The sequence below is a fragment of the Pseudomonas sp. PDM09 genome (genome assembly GCF_014852305.1).
GTDB lineage: Bacteria > Pseudomonadota > Gammaproteobacteria > Pseudomonadales > Pseudomonadaceae > Aquipseudomonas.
Genome location: NZ_JACVBI010000002.1, coordinates 875,670 through 898,233 on the forward strand (window position 1 = coordinate 875,670; position 22,564 = coordinate 898,233).

General features: G+C 53.7%; 20 protein-coding genes and 4 pseudogenes. 9 read left to right on the top strand and 15 right to left on the bottom strand.

Features of this window, described 5'->3' with window-relative positions:
* Positions 1 to 205: 205 nt before the first annotated feature.
* From IB250_RS08640 to IB250_RS08650, 3 genes and pseudogenes are all read right to left on the bottom strand, one after another.
* A pseudogene (locus IB250_RS08640) lies at positions 206 to 461 on the bottom strand (TonB-dependent receptor); the annotation flags it as partial.
* A gap of 8 nt (positions 462 to 469) precedes the next feature.
* Positions 470 to 685, bottom strand: a complete 216-nt coding sequence (locus tag IB250_RS08645) for a hypothetical protein (RefSeq protein WP_123494975.1) — start codon at positions 683 to 685, stop codon at positions 470 to 472.
* Positions 686 to 818: 133 nt separating this feature from the next.
* Entirely contained in the window at positions 819 to 1,700 is an 882-nt protein-coding gene (locus IB250_RS08650) for an EamA family transporter (RefSeq protein ID WP_192343772.1), read from the bottom strand.
* 116 nt (positions 1,701 to 1,816) lie between these two features.
* Between IB250_RS08650 and IB250_RS08655 the strand changes: the two genes are divergently transcribed.
* A complete protein-coding gene (locus tag IB250_RS08655; protein ID WP_192343773.1) occupies positions 1,817 to 2,644 on the top strand; it encodes an AraC family transcriptional regulator in 828 nt (275 codons plus the stop codon).
* 270 nt (positions 2,645 to 2,914) lie between these two features.
* Here the strand turns inward: IB250_RS08655 and IB250_RS08660 are convergent, their stop codons facing one another.
* From IB250_RS08660 to IB250_RS08680, 5 genes are all read right to left on the bottom strand, one after another.
* The gene (locus IB250_RS08660) at positions 2,915 to 3,853 is read right to left on the bottom strand and encodes a carbohydrate kinase family protein (RefSeq protein WP_192343774.1); all 939 of its coding nucleotides are present in this window, start codon (positions 3,851 to 3,853) and stop codon (positions 2,915 to 2,917) included.
* 131 nt (positions 3,854 to 3,984) lie between these two features.
* Positions 3,985 to 4,623, bottom strand: coding sequence for a nucleoside/nucleotide kinase family protein (locus IB250_RS08665; RefSeq protein WP_192343775.1), 639 nt, complete (start codon positions 4,621 to 4,623; stop codon positions 3,985 to 3,987).
* Positions 4,624 to 4,787: 164 nt separating this feature from the next.
* The gene (locus IB250_RS08670) at positions 4,788 to 5,714 is read right to left on the bottom strand and encodes an ABC transporter substrate-binding protein (protein ID WP_192343776.1); all 927 of its coding nucleotides are present in this window, start codon (positions 5,712 to 5,714) and stop codon (positions 4,788 to 4,790) included.
* Between the two features lie 43 nt (positions 5,715 to 5,757).
* Positions 5,758 to 6,780 carry an ABC transporter permease subunit gene (locus IB250_RS08675; protein ID WP_008073815.1) on the bottom strand — a complete coding sequence of 341 codons (1,023 nt, stop codon included), beginning with the start codon at positions 6,778 to 6,780 and terminating at the stop codon, positions 5,758 to 5,760.
* Positions 6,777 to 8,336 (bottom strand): sugar ABC transporter ATP-binding protein, encoded by a 1,560-nt coding sequence (locus tag IB250_RS08680; protein WP_192343777.1) that lies wholly within the window; start codon positions 8,334 to 8,336, stop codon positions 6,777 to 6,779. The genes IB250_RS08675 and IB250_RS08680 overlap by 4 nt, the downstream gene beginning before the upstream one ends.
* Before the next feature lie 517 nt (positions 8,337 to 8,853).
* Between IB250_RS08680 and IB250_RS08685 the strand changes: the two genes are divergently transcribed.
* From IB250_RS08685 to IB250_RS08695, 3 genes are all read left to right on the top strand, one after another.
* Positions 8,854 to 9,864, top strand: coding sequence for a LacI family DNA-binding transcriptional regulator (locus IB250_RS08685; protein WP_192343778.1), 1,011 nt, complete (start codon positions 8,854 to 8,856; stop codon positions 9,862 to 9,864).
* Positions 9,865 to 10,278: 414 nt separating this feature from the next.
* Complete coding sequence (gene pgi, locus IB250_RS08690) at positions 10,279 to 11,943, top strand: glucose-6-phosphate isomerase (protein ID WP_192343779.1); 1,665 nt, start codon at positions 10,279 to 10,281, stop codon at positions 11,941 to 11,943.
* Positions 11,944 to 12,174: 231 nt separating this feature from the next.
* A complete protein-coding gene (locus IB250_RS08695) occupies positions 12,175 to 13,401 on the top strand; it encodes a maltoporin (protein WP_192343780.1) in 1,227 nt (408 codons plus the stop codon).
* A gap of 327 nt (positions 13,402 to 13,728) precedes the next feature.
* On the opposite strand, the gene IB250_RS08700 is transcribed toward IB250_RS08695, so the two are convergent.
* Positions 13,729 to 14,652, bottom strand: coding sequence for a LysR family transcriptional regulator (locus tag IB250_RS08700; protein WP_192343781.1), 924 nt, complete (start codon positions 14,650 to 14,652; stop codon positions 13,729 to 13,731).
* 271 nt (positions 14,653 to 14,923) lie between these two features.
* On the opposite strand from IB250_RS08700, the gene IB250_RS08705 reads away from it, so the two are divergent.
* Positions 14,924 to 15,484 (top strand): ester cyclase, encoded by a 561-nt coding sequence (locus IB250_RS08705; RefSeq protein ID WP_192343782.1) that lies wholly within the window; start codon positions 14,924 to 14,926, stop codon positions 15,482 to 15,484.
* Positions 15,485 to 15,497: 13 nt separating this feature from the next.
* On the top strand, positions 15,498 to 16,535 hold the full coding sequence (locus IB250_RS08710; RefSeq protein WP_192343783.1) for a polysaccharide deacetylase family protein: 1,038 nt from the start codon (positions 15,498 to 15,500) through the stop codon (positions 16,533 to 16,535).
* 3 nt (positions 16,536 to 16,538) lie between these two features.
* On the opposite strand, the pseudogene IB250_RS28660 reads toward IB250_RS08710, so the two are convergent.
* Positions 16,539 to 16,734, bottom strand: a pseudogene (locus IB250_RS28660) (beta-propeller fold lactonase family protein); the annotation flags it as partial.
* A 123-nt stretch (positions 16,735 to 16,857) separates the two neighbouring features.
* Between IB250_RS28660 and IB250_RS08715 the strand changes: the two are divergent.
* Positions 16,858 to 17,064 (top strand): annotated as a pseudogene (locus IB250_RS08715) (OprD family outer membrane porin); the annotation flags it as partial.
* A 58-nt stretch (positions 17,065 to 17,122) separates the two neighbouring features.
* On the opposite strand, the gene IB250_RS08720 reads toward IB250_RS08715, so the two are convergent.
* The gene (locus tag IB250_RS08720; protein WP_192343784.1) at positions 17,123 to 17,497 is read right to left on the bottom strand and encodes a winged helix-turn-helix transcriptional regulator; all 375 of its coding nucleotides are present in this window, start codon (positions 17,495 to 17,497) and stop codon (positions 17,123 to 17,125) included.
* 102 nt (positions 17,498 to 17,599) lie between these two features.
* Between IB250_RS08720 and IB250_RS08725 the strand changes: the two genes are divergently transcribed.
* Positions 17,600 to 18,718: an NADH:flavin oxidoreductase gene (locus IB250_RS08725; protein ID WP_192343785.1), complete on the top strand. Its 1,119-nt coding sequence runs from the start codon at positions 17,600 to 17,602 to the stop codon at positions 18,716 to 18,718.
* Between the two features lie 652 nt (positions 18,719 to 19,370).
* Positions 19,371 to 20,357 (top strand): lipase family protein, encoded by a 987-nt coding sequence (locus tag IB250_RS08730; protein ID WP_192343786.1) that lies wholly within the window; start codon positions 19,371 to 19,373, stop codon positions 20,355 to 20,357.
* Between the two features lie 163 nt (positions 20,358 to 20,520).
* Here the strand turns inward: IB250_RS08730 and IB250_RS28895 are convergent.
* From IB250_RS28895 to IB250_RS08745, 4 genes and pseudogenes are all read right to left on the bottom strand, one after another.
* A pseudogene (locus IB250_RS28895) lies at positions 20,521 to 20,589 on the bottom strand (hypothetical protein); the annotation flags it as partial.
* Positions 20,590 to 20,635: 46 nt separating this feature from the next.
* The gene (locus tag IB250_RS28900) at positions 20,636 to 20,836 is read right to left on the bottom strand and encodes an OprD family outer membrane porin (protein WP_318652638.1); all 201 of its coding nucleotides are present in this window, start codon (positions 20,834 to 20,836) and stop codon (positions 20,636 to 20,638) included.
* Positions 20,751 to 21,530, bottom strand: coding sequence for a nitroreductase (locus tag IB250_RS08740; RefSeq protein WP_192343787.1), 780 nt, complete (start codon positions 21,528 to 21,530; stop codon positions 20,751 to 20,753). Before IB250_RS08740 ends, IB250_RS28900 begins: the two co-directional genes overlap by 86 nt.
* Before the next feature lie 360 nt (positions 21,531 to 21,890).
* Positions 21,891 to 22,564 (bottom strand): helix-turn-helix transcriptional regulator (locus IB250_RS08745; RefSeq protein ID WP_192343788.1); only part of this gene is annotated, 674 nt, incomplete at its 5' end.

Consider the following 22,564-nt stretch of genomic DNA (forward strand, 5'->3'; position numbering starts at 1 on the left):
TTCTGTATCAGCTTCAGCTCATAGATTGAAACGCACTATAAAAACAAAATGTAATTATTTAATGGAATAAGAGCCTTGTATCAGGCTATATGGAACCTAAGCCTCAGGCGCCATCCTTACCGGGCTCGGCATCGCTCAGAATGAATGTTCGAAATACCTGCGATCTTTTGTTCTTGCTCTACGCGCCAGAGGAGTCAGAACGCGTCTTGCTGCTGGGGGAATTTGGTAATCAGCGCTCGCGATTGGCGTCCGAGCAGCTGGAAGTCGCCCAGGGCGGTCAGTTGTGACGGTGTGTCGTTGACGCTGAGGATTTTCGTGTGGTTGTAGTTCAGTGCCGCAGTCCATCTCACCGAGCCGAACTGGTTCAGGTTCTGCCGGTAATTGCCGACCACATCGACCCCGGACGTCCGGGTGTTGGCGCCGTTGGTGAAGTACTGCGCGCCGGCCGTGGCCGGCACATGGACGCGGGTTATGCGAGCTTGATGGCTCCGCCTTGGATATCGTCCCGCGCCATTCGCAAGTCATTGGCGTCTTGGTTGAGCCGATGAATGAGGTTGAGTAATCGTTGACGCAACACCTCGTCTTGGAGCTGCTCAGTAGCACGCATCACATCAAGCGCCGCTGCCTCATTGTTGGTGGCAACAGCGTCGAGTAGTTTGCGCATGCTTCTTGATGGCCGATTCATCTCCAACCCTCCTAGGTTTCGGTGACGCGAATCATATGGCCGAAATGTTTCGTTAGTGTTTCAGTTGCACGAACTTGGTTTTGAATCACCGGCTCCGGTCGTACCACATCAACTTCGTCGCAAGTATCGCGTATCAGAGGCCACGATGGCGTACCAGCAGGACACGTCCTGGCCTTGAACCAACGGCAAGCGCAAACAGAATCAATGCGATGGAGGCCCAGCCTGAGGCGCTGGGGCGTTGGCCTAAAATGAGAATGGAGCTGACGATGCCAAACACGGGAATCAGCAGCGACAGCGGCGCCACCCGCGATGCAGGGTACTCACGCAATAGCAGGTTCCATCCCCAGTAGCAGAAGAGCGTGGCGCCGTAGACCTGGAAAGCTAGTGAAAATGTCGTAACCGCATTCAAATGCGAAGGCAAGGCTATAAATGGAGCCGCGCCATGCAACAGCCAAGTCATCAGAAATAGCGGAATGGGTGGAAACAAGCTGGCCCACACCACGAAGGCGAAAATCTGGTGCACCTTCGATACTTTGATCACGACATTGCCAATGCTCCATGCCACAGCGCTAACGATCACTAATGCGAAACCGATCATGGTGGCCTCACCGGGACTGCCCAGCAGGATGCCAACCAGCCCTATCGCAGCCAGCACGATGCCGAATAATTGAGGCATTGATAGGCTTTCACGGAACAACAGCACACCCCAGCCGAGCGTGAAGAATGCGCTGAACTGGATTAGCAGAGAGGCACTACCGGGTGGCACACCCAATGCGATACCCAGGTTGATCAAGGCCCACATTGCTACGCCGAAGATCAATCCATAGGCCGCAAGCCAACGGAAGGCAACTTGCGGACGCTTCACGAAAAACACCCAGGGTAAGGCGGCCAGCGTGAAGCGAATCGCAGTCAACAGCAGGGGATCAATATCGGTAAGACCGAGTTTTGTAATGGGGAAGTTCAATCCCCAAACGGCCGTCACCAAGACGGCAAGCAACAAGTGTTTTTTCTGCATGGTTCGCGTGTCTTTCCCTGAATAGTGAGTTTTAAATGCTCTGTACCTCTGGGAATATGCAAGAAATCGGAATGGCCTGCTTTCAGGCGGGGGCCAAATATCATTAAAATCAGGCCATGCAAACAACAGCGCTAGATCCCTACCAAAACATACCGCGCGATGCTGTCGTGACCGTAAGCGACTATGCAGACGGTGAGCTGTTCCCGTCGCACATCCATCAGCGTGGACAATTCGCTTATGCCGCACGCGGTGTCATCACTATATTCACCGACGAAGGCAACTGGGTCGTTCCGCCCCTGCGCGGCATATGGGTACCGTCCCAGCGACCTCACGCTATGCAAATGCGTGGCCCTGTCACGATGCTCAACACCTATATCCGCAAACAGGCTGCGCAACGCCTGGGGCTACCGGCTCATTGCCAGGTTTTCGATGTATCGCCGCTACTGCGGCAATTGTTGGAGAAGGCCATCGATATTCCCGCGTGCTATGACAAAAATGGACGCGATGGCTATCTGATGGGTTTGTTGCTGCACGAGATTGCCGGGATGCCTGCGCTATCGCTCAACGCGCCATTACCGACTGAACCTCGTCTTGCCCGGGTATGTCGCGATTTCTTGGCCCACCCTTCGCTGGAGATCGGCATCGATGACATGGCGCAGCGCACCGGAATGAGCCGCCGCACCTTTACCCGCCATTTTCGACTGCAAGCTGGCATCAGCTATATCGAATGGAGACAACAAGCTTGTCTGCTTGCGGCAGTTGTTCGACTTGGAAACGGCCAGTCTGTTACGCAGGTCGCAATAGAGTTGGGGTATAGCAGCTCAAGTGCATTCGCAACGGTATTCAAGCGTGTACTGGGTGAAGTGCCCAGTCGATATGTCTCAGAACAAAAGGTGTCGGTGTCCAAATTCGACCAGAAATACAGCGCAACGCCATCACCTTAGTGCTGGAATCTGGAGGGTGTGTTGGCCGGACACTTACTGAAATCCAGCGCTATCCAGTGCTTTTAAGTCCTGAATTGAGTCTCGAATGAGAGTCTTGAATTCGGACAAGCACTGTCGCCGTGATGAGGCGCGTGCTTTGGTTGCTCAGGGCGGATAGTCCGTTCAGCCAGCGCCCGATAGCCAGCCTTCGCCACAGCCCAAGTCAAGTGGGGGGGGACCCCACTTGCTCGCGAAAACTGCAATGCCCGCGATACAGATTCTGACCAGATATCAATCCAACTGATGCCGATAAGGCAAGTCCGGCCCGGTCTTGCCGCAGGTCAGGGCGGCGGCGCTGACGGCGAAGATGAGCATCGCGTCAATCTGTTCGCGACTCAAGCGCTGCAAACCCTCCACCGAATCCAGCTGCTGTTCGGTCAGCCAGGCGATCAACGCCGCTTGGAAGGTGTCGCCGGCGCCCACGGTATCAGCCATCACCACCGCGCAGGCCGGCGCAGACCAACTGCCATGGCGGCGGCTGAATACCGTTGCTCCCTGACCGCCACGGGTAAGGAATACCAGCTGGCAGCGGTGTTCCAGCCAGCCATGGATCACGCTCTGAGGATCACGCTCGGGGTAGAGCAGGTTCAGGTCCTCGTCGCTGACCTTGATCAGGTCGGCATGCTCGACCAGAGTGTTGATGCGTTCGCGCCACAGTTCGATATTCGGTTGCGGGTTGAGTCGCACGTTGGGGTCGAGGCTGATCAGGCGTTTGCCGCTTTCCCGGCGGACCAGGGCCAGCAGGGTGTCGGCAATCGGCTGCACCACCAGCGAGAACGAGCCGATATGCAACCCACGCACCTCAGCGCCTAACTCAGGTAAATGCCCCGGCAACAGCTGGCGATCGGCACAGCCTTCACCTCGGAAGCTGTAATGCGGCGAGCCGTCGGCACCGACGGCGACCATCGCCAGGGTGGTCGGTGCGTCGAAGTCCTGCAGGTAGTCCGGGCGCACGCCTTCCTCCTGCAGCACTTGCTGTAAACGCCGGCCGAGGTAGTCGCTGGACAGCCCGGCGAACAGCGCGACGTCGATGCCCAGACGGCGCAAGCCGACGGCGACGTTGAACGGCGAACCACCGGCAATCGCTTTGTAGTTCACTTTTGAAGTTTGAGCGTTGACGTCGTTTTCACTGAAGAAGTCGAACAGCGCTTCACCACATACCAGATACATAGTCATTCGCTCTTTATAAGGTTCGCTACAAGTTGTTGATAGCGTTCGTAGGCCTGTTAGCGTTAAAAAGCTAGCCAAGCAAAGCTGTTGGTTAACGCGTGATTCTTTCTCAAAAGAGAGGAAGTGGGATCTTAATTTGTGATCGTGAAGTCAGCGATATTGCTGGCCGAAATCACAATGTCGGCATTCGGAAGGTCGTTGCGATGAACTTTTTCATAGGAAGTAGACTCATCGAAACCCAATGATCGCCATCGATCAAGCAGGCGCGCTTCCAGGGTTTTGCGGTCAGCCTGCAGCATTATGGTGGCGTCAAAACAGTCTATTAAGGACGACCATGGGGCGAGGTCTAATAGAAGGTAGTTTCCTTCCACGATGAGATATTTCACGTCAGAGGAAATCAATTGTCCTGCAGCACGGGATATCTCCAGGATTCGATCGAATACCGGAACGGCAACCGCTGGTTCGTTGTTCGCACGAAGCCGTAGCAGCAGACTCCTGAAGCCACCCACATCGAATGTATCAGGTGAGCCCTTACGATCTAAAAGGTTCAAGGATCCAAGAACCGCGTCATCGTAATGAAAGCCATCTCCGGGAACAACAGCTGCGCTCCCCGGCATAACGCTATTAAGAGCCTCTACCAAGGCCTGAGAGACGGTGGACTTACCGGCACCAGGCGGCCCCGCTAGCGCAACGACAATTCGATTCCCAGACAGGGCCTTAACGTAGTTAAGTAGCTCTGTACTTACTATTGTGTTTGTTTTGGTAAACATGCCAAATCTCTCCTCAGCAGCCGTCGCTCAGGTTTCCCGTAGGTTCGCCCCTCTAGGGGTTTTCATGCCGTTCGGCCGCTGCGAGCAACTCGCAGCAGCCATTCCCCGCATTAAAGAGGTGGGACCCCTATGTCATTTGACTCAATCGCTCAGTGGTCAATTGGTCAGTGGTCAGCTTGCCAGCCTTTGTACTCCATGACGTTGGCTCGTGTTACCAGTGAGGGTTGAAGCAGTACCGTTGTGCTTTCCAAAGATTTGCCATTCAACAGGTCATAACCCATCGTTACGGCCTGTTGTGCCTGGCCCCAAGGGGATTGAGAGGCGGATGCCTGGATCTGTGTATCGCTTTTGAGCGCAGTCTCTATATCGGGAGCCCCATCCACCGATGCGATAATGATGCCTTTGCGCTTGAGTTGTTTTGCTGCCAGGTCTGCACCTATGGCCTGGGGATCATTGATCGCGAACACCGCGTCGACTTTTGCAAAGCGAGTCAAGTCGCCTTGCATCACGCTGTAGCCACCTTCACGCGAGCCTTTGGCATCCTGATTATCAGACAGTATCTTGATATCGGGTGCCTGCGCGAAAACACTCTTGCAGCCATTGACTCGGTCCAAGACTGCTGAGGTCTGCGTACCATTCTGGATAATAACGTTACCCTTGCCACCCAGCTTCTCAGAGATGTACTGACATACAATCCTGCCGGCTTCGACGTTATCGGTCTGTACCGTGGCGTTGGCACCTTGCACCATGACATCTACGCCCACAACCACTATGCCTGCCTTCCTTGCTTTAGCAATCGCAGGCGCAATTGCTACAGGGTCGACGGCGTTGACAAGAATCAAGTCTACGCCCGAAGAAATGAAGTTATCGATTTGAGTGAACTGCTTATTCAAATCGTAATCTGCCGACACCGAGATAAATTTTGCGGCTGGATTGATATGCAGTGCCTCGGCTTTGGCGCCATCTACCATCGCTACAAAATAAGGATTACCCAGCGAGCCAACAGTTATCCCGACGGATTTCAACTCTCGCGCTTGAGCGCTGCTAAATGCCAGTAGTGTACAAACAGCGGTAAATATTATTTTTTTCATGAGCACTGTCTCTTGTTATTGGAGTGTGGGGGGTATATATGATTCAGGTTCGTGCACCTGACTGCCGAAAGCGATCGAGGGCTACCGCGCCGATGATGACAACACCTTTGATAATGTATTGCCAGATATCCGAAACTCCCAGCAATATCAGGCCATTGGAAAGTGTAGCGATAATCAGGGCGCCAATTAGCGTACCGACGATAGTGCCGACGCCTCCTGTAAAGCGCGTGCCTCCCAGAATAACGGCGGCGATAGCGTCGAGTTCATAAGACTGTCCCATTTGCAGTCCGTTAGCAGCCATCAGTCGAGCGGAAGTCATGATAGCCCCCACACCCGCCAACAAACCGGATAGGGCATAAGCAAATAACAGGACTTTCCAGACTTTGATTCCCGACAACCGTGCGGCCTCAGGATTGCCGCCCACTGCGTAAATCTGTACGCCTAACACCGTACGTCGAAGAATAAGCCACGAAAGAGTAACCACGACTACCGCGATTACAACCAGCCATGGCACCCCGAACAACGTATCGTTTCCAATGTAAGCAAAGGACAGGTCAGGATTGAAAACCGTTTTGTCTTCGCCGATGAGGCGTGCGATTCCACGCATCGCAGTCAATCCGCCTAGCGTGACGATAAATGCCGGTAGCTTTCCAAAAGCGACCAATACACCATTGACGAGCCCTAGTAGCAGTCCGACTCCAAGCCCCGCAGCGATGGCCAGGGGAGCAAACCCCGGAACTTGCGATACCAATAGCGCCACTACTGCGGAAACAGCCAGAATCGAACCAACCGAAAGGTCGATTCCTCCTGTCAAAATCACAAAAGTCAGACCTGACGCCAATACCACATTGATAGAGGCTTGCTGACTGATGATCGAGAAATTCTGAACCGAGAAAAAGCTCTCGCTCATCAGGCCAAAGCCCACACAAAGGAGTAACAGTACGGGCAGCATGCCCGCCACTCTCATCAGTTGGCGCATTTTATCCTGGGTGGAAGCTCCGGCGATGCTTCGTACACCAGGCGTGGTGAAGTCACTTGCTACTTTGCTTTGCAGTGGGGAAGTCATTGGACTAAGTCTCCGTTGGCTAGAGTCAACCTGTCGCTGCCTGTGGCAGACGCGATAATGGCTTCAGGTGTGATATCAAGACCGCTGTGGCCACCGAGTTCGGTGACAAGTTTACCTTCACACATGACCAATACACGGTCGGCAATTCCAACGATCTCTGGTAGTTCACTTGAAATTATCACTACGCAAACGCCGGATGCTGCTAATGCATTGATGATTTTATATATTTCTGATTTAGCCCCAATGTCGACACCCGATGTAGGCTCGTCGAGGAACAATACTCTGGGCTTCATCTCCAGCAGACGAGCCAACAAAACTTTTTGCTGGTTACCTCCGGACAGTGCTCCAACATTGATATCTGGAGACGCTTTGATATTGAGTGCCTGGATTGCTTGTTCGGTACGTCCAGTTCCGGCCGTTCGGTCCACAAACCCCGCAAATCGAGCATCACTTCCCACAACACATACATTGATATTGTCGTGGACACTCATGTCGAGAAAAAGGCCCAGTGCTTTGCGGTCTTCTGTCAGATAGACGATGCCTGCGTTACCTGCATCGCGAGGAGAGCGTATGACTACAACTTCGCCGTCCATCTCAATCTTTCCGCCTGAGTACGCATCGACGCCTGCGATTAATCGGGCAAGTTCGGTTCTTCCAGAACCCACCAGTCCTGCAATCCCGAGAATTTCGCCGGCATACAGATCGAAACTGCAATCCTGAATTTTGAAGTCATCTGTAAGATTGCGAACACGTAGTATCGGTTGCTCGTAAGAGCACAAAGGACGCTCATGGGCGTAGAAGCCGGAAACATCGCGGCCAACCATCATCCGGACTAGGGTTTCAGCTGACAGCGTGACGCGATCCAGTGAACCAACGTAATGACCGTCCCGGAGCACCGAAACAAAGTCGGACAATGCGTATATCTCGGCCATTCGATGGCTGATATAGATGATCGCGACGCCATCATCACGTAGCTGGCGAATCAATGTAAAAAGACTTTCGGTCTCTTTTGTGGATAGCGGCGTTGTAGGCTCGTCCATCACCAGGATTCGCGTATCGGCATGAATTGCACGCGCGATTTCAACAAGTTGTTGGTCCGCAATCGACAAAGTACCGACCAGTGCGTGCGGATCAAATGTGACGCCAAGCCGCTTTAGTACTACGAGCGCACCTTCGGTCATTGCCTTGCGGTTTATAACTCCACATCGTCGAATCTCTCTACCCAGGTAGATGTTCTCCACCACGCTCATATTCGCGCACAAGCTGAGCTCTTGATAGATGACGGATATGCCATGGCGCTTCGCATCGTTCACGCCATAGTTTCGAATATCACATCCGTCGATTCGTATAGTGCCACTGTCGGCGACATAGGCCCCCGATAGTATTTTCATCAGAGTGGATTTTCCGGCGCCGTTTTCGCCCATTAGCGCGTGGATTTGTCCAGGGAAAATACTGAGGTCAATGTCATGCAGGACACGCACCCCATTGAATGACTTCGAGATGGAATGCATTTCCAATAGGGCAGGAGGGGGGCTTTCAGATCCAGTGCTCAGCATAGCTGTTAACTCCTTATCTACCGATTTGAGAGGCAGTTGAAACCTCCCATCGGTGTTCTTGTTTGAGCAACATAGTCGAAAGGAAAGCGCTTGCGCAAGCGCTTTCCTTTTCGTTCGAGGAATTCTCCAAAAAGCACTTCCATGTCCATCCCCTAGGGAAGCCCCGACCAAAGAGGACATGAATAGGATGTTAGAAAAGCGCTTGCGCAAGCGCTTTCGTCTAGGCTATGCTTTTTTCAACAAGCGCTGCTGCGTCCATCAATTGGTTCGCAGGATGATCGCTACGATAATAAAAAGGAGTGCCCGGCTATGCTGCATAGCGGATTCCACCATCTCGATTCACAGACTTCAGATGCGCTGCGCATCTCGCTGGGTCTTTCACGAAATTGCGGGCTCGCCCCGGCATCAATTCCGAGAGCCATCGACGCATTTTCTCGCCGTGAGCTTTACAATAGGTAGCAACTGGACATGAGTTCAGCGCTATCCATCAAATCACGTGAGAAAGGAGTGATGCACAGTGGGTGCAAAGATGAGCGATGTCGCGAGAGCCGCGAACGTATCAATGTCTACGGTATCTCATGTTCTCAACGGTACTCGTAAAGTACATCCTGACACCGTCCGTAGTGTGAATCAGGCTGTAGAGTCCGTAGGCTATATTCGAAACTCACTCGCTCGGTCTCTGGCTCGCTCCTCTTCGGGTTCGGGTGCTATCGGAGTGGCGATTGCTACGCTTTCAAACTATTACTTCAGTGAAACAGTACGTGCCATCGAAGCGGCATGCGCGAAAAGCGGATTGATGATGATATTGGTCAATACGCAAAGGGATCCGGAACAGGAACTCAAAGCGGTCAAGGCACTGCATGAGCGACGTGTTGACGGGATTGTACTCGCTTCGGAATATGATCCAGAAAATCGAGTATTTAATTACTTAAAAGCCAACAAGATACCCACGGTTCTCATCGATCGACTTCTCTCGACGTCTTTTGATCAGGTGGGGGTGGAGAATAAGAATTCATCTCAAGAGTTGATTGCACATTTGATTAAGCTTGGTCATCGGCGTATCGGGATGGTATCCGGACGATTGACTCAGTCTTCTTCTCATGAGCGAATTGACGGTTACCGTGCGGCTTTAGCTGACGCTGGAATTGAGTACGAAGATCAATTGGTTTGCTGTGGTGAATCGGCGATTGCGCCGGCAATGGAAGCCACGCGCCGTTTGCTATCGTTAGAGCGCCCGCCCACCGCAATAATGACTGCAAACAACTTGATGACCATTGGTGCAATGCAGGCTCTTCGTGAAGCGGGGCTTGAGGTGCCAAAGGATATCGCGCTGGTTGGCTTTGACGATTTCGACTGGGCGGATGCTTTTAGCCCAAGACTGACAGTTGTAGCGCAACCTCTCGAGGAGCTCGGAGCCCAGGCTGTGAAGCTTTTATTGAAGCGTATCAAGCAACCTGAGGGTAGACGTCAGACTATTAGATTGAAACCCTCTTTAATCCAGCGAGATTCTTGCGGCGCTCCAAAATGACTGTACTCAGGGTTTCGTCCTGAGGATCTAGCGGTGCAGACGTGAATTATTTGATGCTTGTCCACGTCTCGCCGCCTGGATAACTTTGAAACTAAATGACTGGCACTTGGTTTCCACTTGTCGTGCACGGATATGCATGTTTGCAGTGTTTTCTGCTTGAGTGCCCCCGCGTTCGGTTTTGTTTTCTTCAGGCTTCAATGATTTCGTTATAGAGATAGACATTTATTTGAATCGCGATGGAGAACGCTGGCCCTCGCGGGAGTAAATCCGATAATGGGTCGTAACTGCACAATGCAGGGCTTATTCCTGTGATGGCGCTTCTGCGTTTGCAGAATTACAAAACGCCCACATTTGAATGGCAAGAAAAGAGTTGATTGAGACGGCACAAGCCGTATTGGCGAAGAAGGGCTGAGCATGAATAACTACAACAAAACGAATGATGTGACTGCACTGCCGGCATGGCGCAATCTGCTCGACCATCGGGAGAGCATGAAAAATTTTAGTATGCGCGATGCCTTTCGAGATAACAGTAAACGCTTTCAAGACTTTTCCTTGGCGGGCTGCGGGCTTTTTTTGGATTACTCCAAAAACCTCATCACTCACGAAACGCGTTCATTGCTTGTAAACCTTGCTCGCGAGGCAGGCGTGGAACAGGCCGCGCGTGCCATGTTCAGTGGAGAGAAAATCAACTGCTCCGAAGGGCGCCCAGTGCTGCATACGGCGCTGCGGCGACCAGTGGGGGACGCTTTGATGGTCGATGGTCGCAACTTGATGCGCGATGTGCATGGAGCCCTGGCGCAGATGACTGACGTTGTGAGTCGTATCCATAACCATCTGTGGCGTGGTTACAACGACAAGGTCATCACCGATGTCGTAAACATTGGTATTGGTGGCTCATTTCTGGGCCCGGAGCTTGTCTCTGAGGCGCTGGCGCCTTTTGCTCGGCATGGGGTGCGGTGCCATTATCTAGCTAATATCGACGGCAGTGAGTTCCGAGAGGTTACAGCCGGACTGAACGTAGAAACAACGCTGTTCATCATCTCCAGCAAAACCTTCGGTACTCTTGAAACCTTGAAGAATGCACAAGCTTCTCGTAGCTGGTACTTGGCTAAGGGCGGGACGGAAGAGAAGCTATATCGCCATTTCATTGCTGTGACCAGTAATCGCCAGGCAGCGCTGGATTTCGGCATCCGTGAAGCAAACATTTTTCCTATGTGGGACTGGGTCGGTGGCCGTTACTCACTATGGTCTGCAATTGGCCTGCCGATTGCGCTGGCCATTGGCATCGCTAACTTCAAGGAACTGCTATCCGGCGCGTACGCTATGGATCAGCATTTCCTGAACGAACCATTGGAACAGAACCTTCCTGTTCTTTTAGCGGTACTCGGCGTTTGGTATCACAATTTTTGGGGTGCGCAAAGCTATGCTTTCTTGCCCTATGACCATTACCTGCGCAACTTCGTTAAGCATCTGCAGCAGATGGACATGGAGTCAAATGGCAAAAGTGTTCGTCATGATGGCACGTCAGTGTCCTGCACCACGGGCCCGGTAATCTGGGGCGGCGTGGGGTGTAACGGACAGCACGCTTACCACCAGTTGCTGCATCAGGGAACGGCTCTGATTCCAGCTGACTTCATTGTGCCTGTGGTCAGCCACAATCCAGTGGCTGATCATCAGGAATGGCTGTACGCCAATTGCTTGTCTCAAAGCCAAGCGCTGATGTGGGGCAAAACCCGCAGTGAAGCTGAGGCAGAGCTAAAAGCCAAAGGCCTTTCATCCAGTGAGATTGAACGACTGGCGCCGCATAAAGTGATCCCCGGTAACCGGCCAAGCAATACAGTTGCTCTTGAGATCATCAATCCACATAGCCTTGGTGCGCTGATCGCCCTTTATGAGCACAAGGTCTTTGTCCAGGGCGTAATTTGGGGAGTCAATTCGTTTGATCAATGGGGCGTGGAACTGGGCAAGGAGCTAAGTAACAACGTCCATAGCCTCCTGACTCGCTATGACGCGCAACCGGCTGATGATTCCTCGACGCAGGGTCTTATAGATTTCTTCCGAGGACGTCATCGGGGGTAGAGCCTCATAAGATTGGACGGGACTAATGCCTTATCGTTCGCTCGTCTGGTCACTTTGCGCCGGCAATGCCTGGATTTTTCTCATGGGTTCAGCGGTGCCTTTTCTATTCGATTTAACTTGGTATTTTCCTTTTTGAAACAGGTGCGTGGGATTTAACCGCGTACTTTGATTAAAAGCGTGCTGTTCGCGTCGGCCTTATCCAATAAATATAACAAACAAAAGGTGTTATGAATGAACGTTAAAACTCTCAGCGCAGTTCTGGGTGCGTCCTTTGCTGTCGGCTTTTTACCCGTTGACGCGTATTCAACAGACTTCAGTGGTTATTTCAGAACCGGAGTTGGAGATTCGACTCAAGGAGGGAAACAGTCGTGTTTTCAGCTACCGGGCGCGCAATCCAAATACCGTCTTGGCAACGAATGTGAGCAATATCTGGAGCTGGATTTGCGCCAGGATCTGCTTTCACTGGACGACGGCTCGGTGGTCAGCGTGGAAGGCATGGCACAGTTTTATAACGAGTATGGCCATGAACCAAAATTTGACGGGGAGCACGGCTATACGCGGATGAGTCAGCTCTACGCTGAGTGGAGCAAGATGCCGGCATTGAATGGCGGTTCTTTCTGGGCGGGCCGTCGTTACTACAACCGAAACGACATCAATATTTCCGACTACTTCTACTGGAACCAAAGCTCAACAGGCTTTGGGTTCGACCAGGTCGCATTGGGAGATCTGAAATACAGCTACGTGTTCTCACGCAAGGACAACGTCTTCCAAAAGGATTTTGTTACCCGTCATGATGTGACCGTCAGCGGATTCAACACAAATCCCGGTGGCGAGGTTCAACTGGGCGTCAGTTATCTGGACAAGCCGAGCCGCGAGAATGCTCATCAGGGCTGGTCGGTGGTTGCCCAGCACAAGCAGGTCGCGTTTCTTGGCGGAGTCAACAAGTTCGCTGTTCAATACGGCCGAGGGCCGGGCACCGCATTGGGCTACACCGGTGATACCACGTTGGATGAGAGCAACAAGAGCTGGCGGCTCGTGGAGTTTTTCGACTGGCAAATGACCCATGCTTTTAGTGGTCAAGTTGAATTGGTCTATCAAAAAGACACGCGCCCTGATGGTGATGATCAGAACTGGTTATCCATTGGTGTTCGGCCAATTTATGCGTTCACGGACCAGTTCAAGTTGATCACCGAAGTTGGGCGCGACCAGGTTGAAGCCGCAGACGGTACCCGAAAACTCACTAAGTACACCATCGCGCCTACCTGGTCACCGAAGGGCACGGGATTCTGGGACAGGCCGGAATTTCGTCTGTATTACACCTACGCAACCTGGAACAAGGCTGCGCAACGCGCCGCCAGCTTGCAATCTCCGGGATCGGCGTTGTCTGATACCGGTGCGTTTGGTACAGACCTGCAAGGCTCCAACGTAGGGTTTCAGGTCGAGTATTGGTGGAAATAAATCCTGAAATGACAGGGCTGACAATCAGCCCGGATCTGCTTCAACAACTGCGGATAGCGAGGGCAATCCAACGCTTCCTCTCAAACAGGAAGGGAGTGGTAAACCGCGAGAGGAAGTGAGCGAGTCAGAGGGTGCTGAACGTTGTGACGTTCAGCACCATAGTCGATCGAACATTGTTGAAGCTTTTTCAGGCGAGTCACTCAGAGTGAGAGACAACGTCACCATCCTTTTATCCGGTGATCGAGTTTGTAATTGCGCACTGATGCACCGGCGCGAAAGTCACCTATGCCGCCGCTTCGTCGCTTCTTGCAGCGACATTCGAATGTATCAGCTCAAATATCCGTCCAGGTTGCTGGATTCTTCTGCAAAGCGCTCGATCAGAAATTCGAGAAGGGCGCGTACGCGAGGTGCCATATACCGGTTACGTTGATATAGGGCATGTACCGGCGCGTCCTCAGACCGCCACTGCGGCAATAGAATCTTCAAGCGTCTTGCTCGTAGGTCTGCGCCAATATCCCACATCGATTTCATTGCAATGCCGTAACCGTGAACCGCCCACTCTCGAGCGACCGCGCCATCATTCGTCTCGCGAGCGTTTGCAAGCGGGACCCTATAACTTTCGACTTTGTCATTTCGGGTGAAGCGCCAGTCGTTTGCAGGCCCGGCGACCGAGTTAAGGACAATGCAGTCGAAACGTTCCAAATCCCGTGGATGTTCGGGGGCGCCGTGTTTTGCCAGATATCGAGGCGATGCACACAGCACGCGCCGATTGGGTGCCAGGGGGCGGGCAACGAAGGAACTGTCCGGCGGCACGCCAAATCGGATGGCAAGATCAATATCGTCTTGCAACAAATTCGACAGCGAATCCGACAGCACCAGCGCGAACCTCACCTCAGGGTATTGCGTGTTGAACTGGTCAAGCCAGCTCTTTAGCACGTTGCGACCGAAATCCGAGGTAGCGGAAATTCGCATCTTGCCACCCACGACGCTTTTCCCAGCTTGGAGAAAGGCATTGCCATCGTCGAGTGCCTGGAGTGCCTGCTGGCAATAGGACAAATACGTCCGCCCTTCATCCGTCAAGCGCAGGTGGCGTGTCGTGCGCTCGAACAGGCGCGTATGCAACACAGATTCGAGCTTAACCAGGCGCGCACTCGCGGCAGCGGGGGATAGCCCGAGCTTGCGGCCTGCAGCTGACAATCCACCGAGATTTGCTGCTTCGACAAACAGCCTGATGTCGCCTAGGTAGTCCATGATATTTCGAAGTTTTTTGAAAGTTATTCAAATAATACGCCAATTATCAAATTGAAGAGAGCTACGCAAAATGGCGGCATGAACAAACAGCCAGAGTCTCGTCATGAAGCTTGACCATGCAACGATCGTCACCGGAGACCTCGAAGGTGCATCCGGGGTCGTCATCGAACGGGTCACCAATCAGCAATCAGTCATCCCCTGAGCAGCCGGGCCTTTATCAAACTGCGGTTCGACCGTGTATCCCTCATTACCTATCGATTGGAGAATCCTCATGTCGCTTTTACCTGTTGCGCGCCTGACCCGCGCAAGTTGTTGGTTACTCACTTCCCTGGTCACCGTCGCGCTAACCCCCGTCTTCGCCGCGACCGATTCGCTCGTCCAACCCCGCACTGTGATCGTCGACCATAGTCTTGCGAAAACACAGGTCGAGGCGCAGATCCTGGCCGCACGCCGCTATGGCACGTTCTGGACCACCGGCGACGAAGCGCTCGCGCGCGCCGCCCTGGCACCCGACTTCAAGGATTCAACACTGCCGCCAGGTCGCCCCCAAGGCATCACCGGGCCGATCGCGGCATCGAAAACGATGCATGCGGCTATTCCCGATATCCAGTGTGAAGTGGAGCAGATGATGGTGGTTGGCGACCGAGTCATCGCTCATTTGCATTTCACCGGCCACTTTACCGGCCAGTTCAAGAGCGTCCAGGGCAAAGGGCAGCCGATCGACTTCATCGCGACCGATATTTATCGCGTCGTCGAAGGTCGCATCGCTGAGAACTGGCATCTGGAAGACAATCTGACCCTGGTGCAACAGCTCGGCTTGATTGCCAAGTAAGGAGATTGCACTGATGAACATTGACCATGAACCCATTGCTGACGGCCCGAATACATCGGAGCAAGTCAGCCGCCGGACGTTTCTCAATCGAGCCGGGGCGGCAGCGGGCGTCCTTGCTGCGAGTGCGGTGTTCCCTGCTACCACAGCCGCGCAAGCTGCACCCGCCACGTCAAAGCTCGTGGCTACGCCACGCCATGGTCAGTTCTGGCCTGACGGCATTCGGCTGGTCATTTCCATTTCCATGCAATTTGAGGCGGGTGGACAGCCGTCCAAAGGTACGGACAGTCCTTTCCCCAAGGTAGATTTTCCGCCAGACATTCCATCGGATCTAGCAGCCAATACCTGGTTCGCCTACGGTTATCGCGAGGGAATTCCACGCATGCTCGATCTGTGGGATCGCCACCATGTCAAGGTGACCTCGCACATGATCGGCGAGGCCGCTGGGCGGCATCCCGAAATCGCAAGAGAGATCGTTGCGCGCGGCCATGAAGCGGCCGGACACGGTCCTCGCTGGAGTTCCCAGTATGCGATGAGCCGCGAGGAGGAGAAGCAGTTCCTCATCCAGGCAGCCAGCATGGTCGAAGAAGTCACAGGCCAGCGACCGATAGGCTACAACTGCAACTGGCTGCGGCGTGGTCCGAACACGTTGTCGCTGCTACAAGAGTTGGGCTACGTCTACCACATCGACGATCTGAGTCGCGATGAGCCTTTCATCGAACAGGTCAATGGCAAGGACTTCGTCGTGGTGCCATATACACTGCGCAACAATGACATCCTGCTGATCGAAGGCCGCAACTATTCGCCGACCCAGTTCCTGGAGCAGATCAAGCTGGATTTCGATCAACTCTACGAAGAAGCCGGCACACGCCGCCGCATGATGTCGGTCAGCGCTCATGACCGCATCAGCGGCTCGCCGCAGATGGTGAGGGTCTGGGACGAGTTTCTGCGTTACGCCAAGAGCCGGCCGGGGGTCGCATTCATGCGCAAGGACGAGATTGCACGCTACATCCAGAACAGCCCGCTGACTCTGCGCGAAGCTGAAACACTATAAAAACATGCTTTCTGCCAGCGGCGCTTTGGACAGCGGAGTCAAATGTCCGCTCTTGGGATCTATACGGTGGCCCAGCACCTGAAACGGCTTGACCCGCAAGGCGGCAAACAACACTTTGCCGTCAGGGGGGGATGGCCATGGGGTTGACCTGATCACCGGCGTTGACCTGTTCAATCAGGCTCAGCGCGCCGTTGTGCATCCGTATGTCATGCGCCAAAAGGGCTGGGTAGGGCCGCAGGCACTTGCTGCATCGAAGCCGGTACAAGCGAAACCCCCATTCTGCCGCTACCAAATGTACGACAGAGGCAAGTTGTGGAGCGCGTTGTCCCAGGATCGGGTCGACACCAGCGGTTTGATCACAGATGGCAAAGAATGGGGCCGAGAATCGGAATTGGCCTACGTCGTGCAGTCCGGCGCGCTGAAAAATCTCAGCTTCAGATGGCGAAACTCGAGTGTTCGCCGGGATTTCAGTACCAATGAGTTTGATGAAAACCGGATTTTTATTAATTATCCTATATCGCTATTGTGACGAATATTCTGCGTTGCAGGGTGGCAGTGGCGGCGAGTCAATAAAAAGACTCGCATCGTCAGCTTCCCTGCGCGGCCTCGTCAAACTTCAACCGGGCCGTTTCAACCTCAGGCAATTTGTCGAGCGTCCATTTATGCAATTCGCGAAATGGCTGCTGCAGTGTTAGACCAAGTGGGGTGATCTCATACTGCACTGCCACGGGCGAGAACGAAATGATCTGGCGCGAGACGAGACCATTTCGTTCCAACCGCCGCAGGGACTGTGTAAGTGCCTTCTGAGTGACGCCCTCCAGGCGACGCCTGATGGCATTGAAGCGATGCGGCCCATCATCAAGCACCGCCAGAACCATCATCGACCACTTGTCTGCGATTTGGTCGAACAGCGCCCGGCTTGGGCAGTCTGACGAAAAACATTGCGGCTTTAATTCCAGCATCGAAGTTTCCTCATGTATACCTAGGCGACTCTAGGTGCCTAATTGACATTAGGTCTACAAAATATACTTATGTGACTTCCAAAAGCAAATGGAGTCCATCCAATGTCAAAGCTTGATACCAGTGTTTTATTTCGTCCTCTTTCCATCCGCTCGCTTGAACTGAAAAACCGGATTGTCATGGCGCCGATGACGCGTCTGTTCTCACCCGAAGGCATCCCGGGTGAAGCGAGCGCTGCCTATTACCGGCGGCGGGCAGAGGGAGGTGTCGGGCTGATTTTGTCGGAAGGTACCGTGATTGATCGCCCAGCATCGCGTAATGACTCCGGCATCCCTTTTTTTCACGGCGAAGCGGCGCTGGCGGGGTGGAAAAACGTGATCGATGCGGTCCACAACGCTGGCGGGCGCATGGCACCGCAGATCTGGCACACCGGTGCCACGCGTTACATCAACGACTGGGAGCCAGATGCGCCAGTGGAAAGCCCGTCGGGCCTTGATTCGCCAGGTGACCTGCGTGGTGTGGCGATGAGTGAAGAGGACATTGCCGACACGGTAGCAGCGTTCGCCAAGGCCGCAGCGGATGCCAAACGACTGGGCTTCGATACCGTTGAGATCCACGGAGCCCATGGTTATCTGATCGATCAGTTTTTCTGGTCTGGTACCAATCTGCGCACCGACCGCTACGGCGGCCCGACAATCAAGGAACGCTCGCGCTTTGCCAGCGAGATCGTATCTGCTGTTCGTCATGCTGTTGGCCCTGAATTCCCGATCATCATGCGCGTCAGCCAGTGGAAGCAACAGGACTACGGCGTACGCGTCGCTGAAACACCAGCTGTGATGGAAGATTGGCTGCTGCCATTGGTCGAGGCCGGTGTCGACGTCCTGCACTGCTCGCAGCGACGTTTCTGGGAACCTGAGTTTCCCGAAATTGACGGTGAGAACGGGCTGAACTGCGCGGGCTGGGCGAAGAAAGTCACTGGAGCCACAACCATTAGCGTCGGTTCGGTTGGGCTAGATAATGATGTTACTAACGCCTTCGCCGGCAAGGGATCAACCCCGGCGAGTTTGGATCGGCTTGTCGAGCGCATGGAGCGCGAAGAGTTTGATCTGATCGCTGTAGGGCGTGTTCTGCTAAGTGACAAGGATTGGGCAGCCAAGGTGGAAAATGGCGATTACGCAGATCTAAAAGGCTTCAATCCGGCATCTTTAGCCGAATTGGTTTGAGCCTTGTTGCGGAGTGGAGAGTGCGATGCCACAAAGGTTTAGTCTGAAAAAATCAGAGGTCTAGCCTCGGATTTTGCGAGGTCGAGTCGTAATCTGTTGTTGAGTGCGCCCTGACTGTTTCAATGACCGAACATGTCAAGGCCACTCAACACCCGCGCAAACAGGATTGGGTTGCAGTGTGGCCTGGGAGTTTATGCGCAGGCTGCACAGCGTCGCTAGTTAACATAGCGCTAGATTCTTCATGGCGCGGGCGGGCACCGTGTCATGGCGTCCATGTTTGTGCGTCGCGGGGCATCCACCAATTGGAGCTGCAAGGCTGCGGCGAAAAATGCATCGGCGACTAGGCTAGCGGAGCAGGCAAGCCGAGTTGGACTGTATAAAACTCGTGGCTTTCCTCAGCATTCATATTGCTCGTCGAGGCTGGCACGAAGCGCGGGCCCGAACGCTTCGGGTCCTGGTCAGCGGTCTACCAGCAGTTTCGGGATTGACGGAATCAAGGACCGTTCGACCTGCTGCTCAAATGGCTGCACATCAAGTTGATGCTTCCAAAACTGCGACTACACTCGGTCTTGCTGGCCCCAGAAGGATCGACGGCAGCCGTGAGTTTTCGTTGGTCCCGTTGAATTATTTATCTTCGAGACAAGGAGCAGTCATGACTTCGCTAGACTCACTTCAGCAAAGGCAAATCAGTCTTACACACGCTTTCGTGGTCAACAATGCGGCGTTGCATTCTCAGTCCTGGAAAAACATGAAGAATCCTACGCCGAGTCAGGTTACGGACAATATTCTTTCGCGTCTGAAGGCCTCCAAGGTAGGCGGCGGCTATGACATAGCCTGGGGCCCCGCGCTGGTAATGGATGGCGAGTATGCGGCGCACATCACCGTGGTGCTGACCGGCGGGAAAAGCGGGAACGACATCGTCGTGGTGACGAGTGGGACACTCACGGATTCTTTGAAGGATCAGGTGGACGATCTCGATATTTTTCCAATGGTGCCGTTGCAGAGCGTTATTCCGGGTTACCAGGGATCGGCGAGTATCGCCCAGGGAACGGCGGATGGTGTGAACGCGATACTGACCACAGCCTCGACTATCGGTGCCACGGGCACACTGTGCGATTTTCTTGGGAGGCAGCAAAGTGGGGCGACGATCCGTCTGGTTGGACATAGCCTTGGCGGTGCGCTCATGTCGGTGCTCGCGCTTTATCTGAAAGACAGGTTCCCGGGCTTTAACTTCTTTTGCGAAACCTTTGCTGCGCCCACGGCGGGAGATGGTTTTTTCGCCAGCTATTTCAATAAGCAAATGGCCGGCAATGCGCTACGCATCTACAACACGCTGGATGTCGTTCCGATGGCGTGGTGTGCAACTTCTCTCGATTACTCCCTGACCCTTTATGAGGTCGATCCCAAGGAAAACACGAGGAACATGGTTTGTTCCTGCATAGACAAGGTTGTGAATAACAACCTGAACTACACGCAATGGGGAATGGGCAGCGCGAACATGGAGTTGCGGCTCTGTGGGAAATCTCAATCCGACTGCACAAGCTACGAGTCTCAATCCGGCTATCAGCACGTCTATGAGTACATGACACTGTTGGGCCTGCAGCCCGGCGATATACCGATGCCGCCGTTCGGCAGCTAGTGAGATAGTCTCGTCGTCCAGACGTTCGGGTTGTAGTTAGGGCATTTCTTTGAGAAGCCTTAACTGCAACTCGTTTATCCGCAAACCTATTATTCGCGGTTGAGCCCAAAATGGTGGGATCTACATCTCCACCTTTTGCGTATTTCAAACCCAGGGTAAGTCCAGGTAGCCCTGCCGCTGCGAAGTCGAAATCGTAGCGTGCGATCCAGACGCGTTCTTGGGGGCTGTGAATGTGCTGACCAACGACTCAGCAAACAGATACGTGTCGGCACCATTGATCATGGCGAACGATGTATCCCCCAGGCTTTCTGAAAACCTGCGCCGAAGGTGTGGCCGCTCTGGCGATAAGAAAGCATCGTGCTGAAGGTGCGGTTGTTCACATCACCTATACCTTCATCCCCTGTTTCGCTGGCAGAAAAATATCGGACGTCGGAGATTACTGCTCTCCTTATTATTATGGTGAAAAACTGCGAAAGCACTGACTGGCTCCCGCGCCGTTACCAGCGTGTTTTCAATAGCCACGGGATCGGCGTAACCAAGGCTCATGCCACATATCAGCATCTGCTCGGCCGGGATGTTCAGAACGTCTGAAATGACATTGTGGTATTTGAGAAATGCGGCCTGCGGACACGTGTGCAAGCCTCGGCCACGTGCAGCCAGCATGACGCTTTGCAGGAACATGCCGTAATCCAGGAGGCTGCCTTGCTCAAGCACTTTGTCCAACGTAAACAGCAGGCCAACCGGGGCATCGAAGAATCGGTAGTTGCGCCCGTGCTGTTGGTGCATGCGTTGCTTTTCACCTTTGGCAATCCCCAGCAGCCCATAGAGATCCCAACCCACCTTACGCCTGCGATCAACATAGGGCGTGACCCACTCGCGTGGGTAGTATTCGTAAGGATCTTGCAGGTCGCTACTGAGCTGCGGATCGTTGTCGATAGCGGCGATTGCCATCGACAGCCGATCTTTGGCGTCACCGGTTACGACGTGAACGCGCCATGGCTGCATGTTCACACCCGAGGCACTGAAGCGAGCGATGTCTAGAATCGCTTCAATTTCTTCATGGGGCACAGCTGTCGGGAGAAAGGCTCTGACGCTGCGGCGTGAGGCGATTGCCCAGTCGACCGTGCGCTTAAGCTCTTGCGCTGACAGTGGCGGTAGTGACAAGCGATTCAAGGTGCATATCCTTTAACGTGTTGTTGGTGAAGTGCACTTGCTTAGGTACATCAGGGTTGCTTCCCCCAAGCGGTTAGCCATTGGGGTATTCACTGACCACCGCAACCTCGATGCTGGAATTGTTGACCTCTAGCGACTGGCGTTCGCAGGGAAGCCATTTGCGGTCATTCTAGGTAGGCGATTTGGCGCCGCCCATGCCTGGCCGCACCAACTTATGTGAGCTGTTTGGGCATGTCGCAAAAGCGCCGAGTGAACCCGCTGCAGTGTGAGGACAGGGTGGTGATAGCGAATGCCAGGGACGAGCTCCTGGCTAGCGGCTAATGCGCGTGGGAGTAGAGCGAGTTTGCCACTTGGTGGAGTTCACTCATCTAAATGATGGCGTCGATAGGCACCTGGATTGACGCCTGTCCATTTCTTGAACGCTCGATGAAAGGCGCTGGTTTCCTGGAAGCCGGTTTCTGCCGCGACTTCCGTAACCGTCATATCTCCACGCGAAAGCAAATCAATGGCCATGTCGCGACGCAGATCATCCTTGAGGTTCTGATAATGGGTGCCTTCTGACTGCAGCCGGCGCTGAAGTGTCGAGTTGGACATGCGCAGCACAAGTGCCAGGTCTTCCCGTTCGGGCCATTGGTCTGGGCTCAGTCCTCGCAAGTGTCGTCTTATCTGTGCGCTGATACTGTCGTCGTTCCGGTACTTCACCAAAAGACTGGCAGGAGATTCTTTTAGAAACCCGCGAAGGGTTGCGGCCGACTGCGCAATTTTCATGTCCAGGAATTTTTTGTCAAAGCTCACAGCGGTCGTTGACGCATCGTATTGAATGTTCTCGCAAAAACGCATTCGGTAGTCGCTTTCATCGTCGGGCTTTGGAGCTCTGAAACTGAGCTTCTGCAATGGAATCCGTTGATTTACAAGCCAGCATGACAGGCCATGTACCAAGATAAACCAGGTGCCGTAAGCAAACAGTCGTCGCAATATCCCCTGATCCTGCAGGACGATAAACGCTTGGTCTTCCTTGACGTATAGCTCGCCAT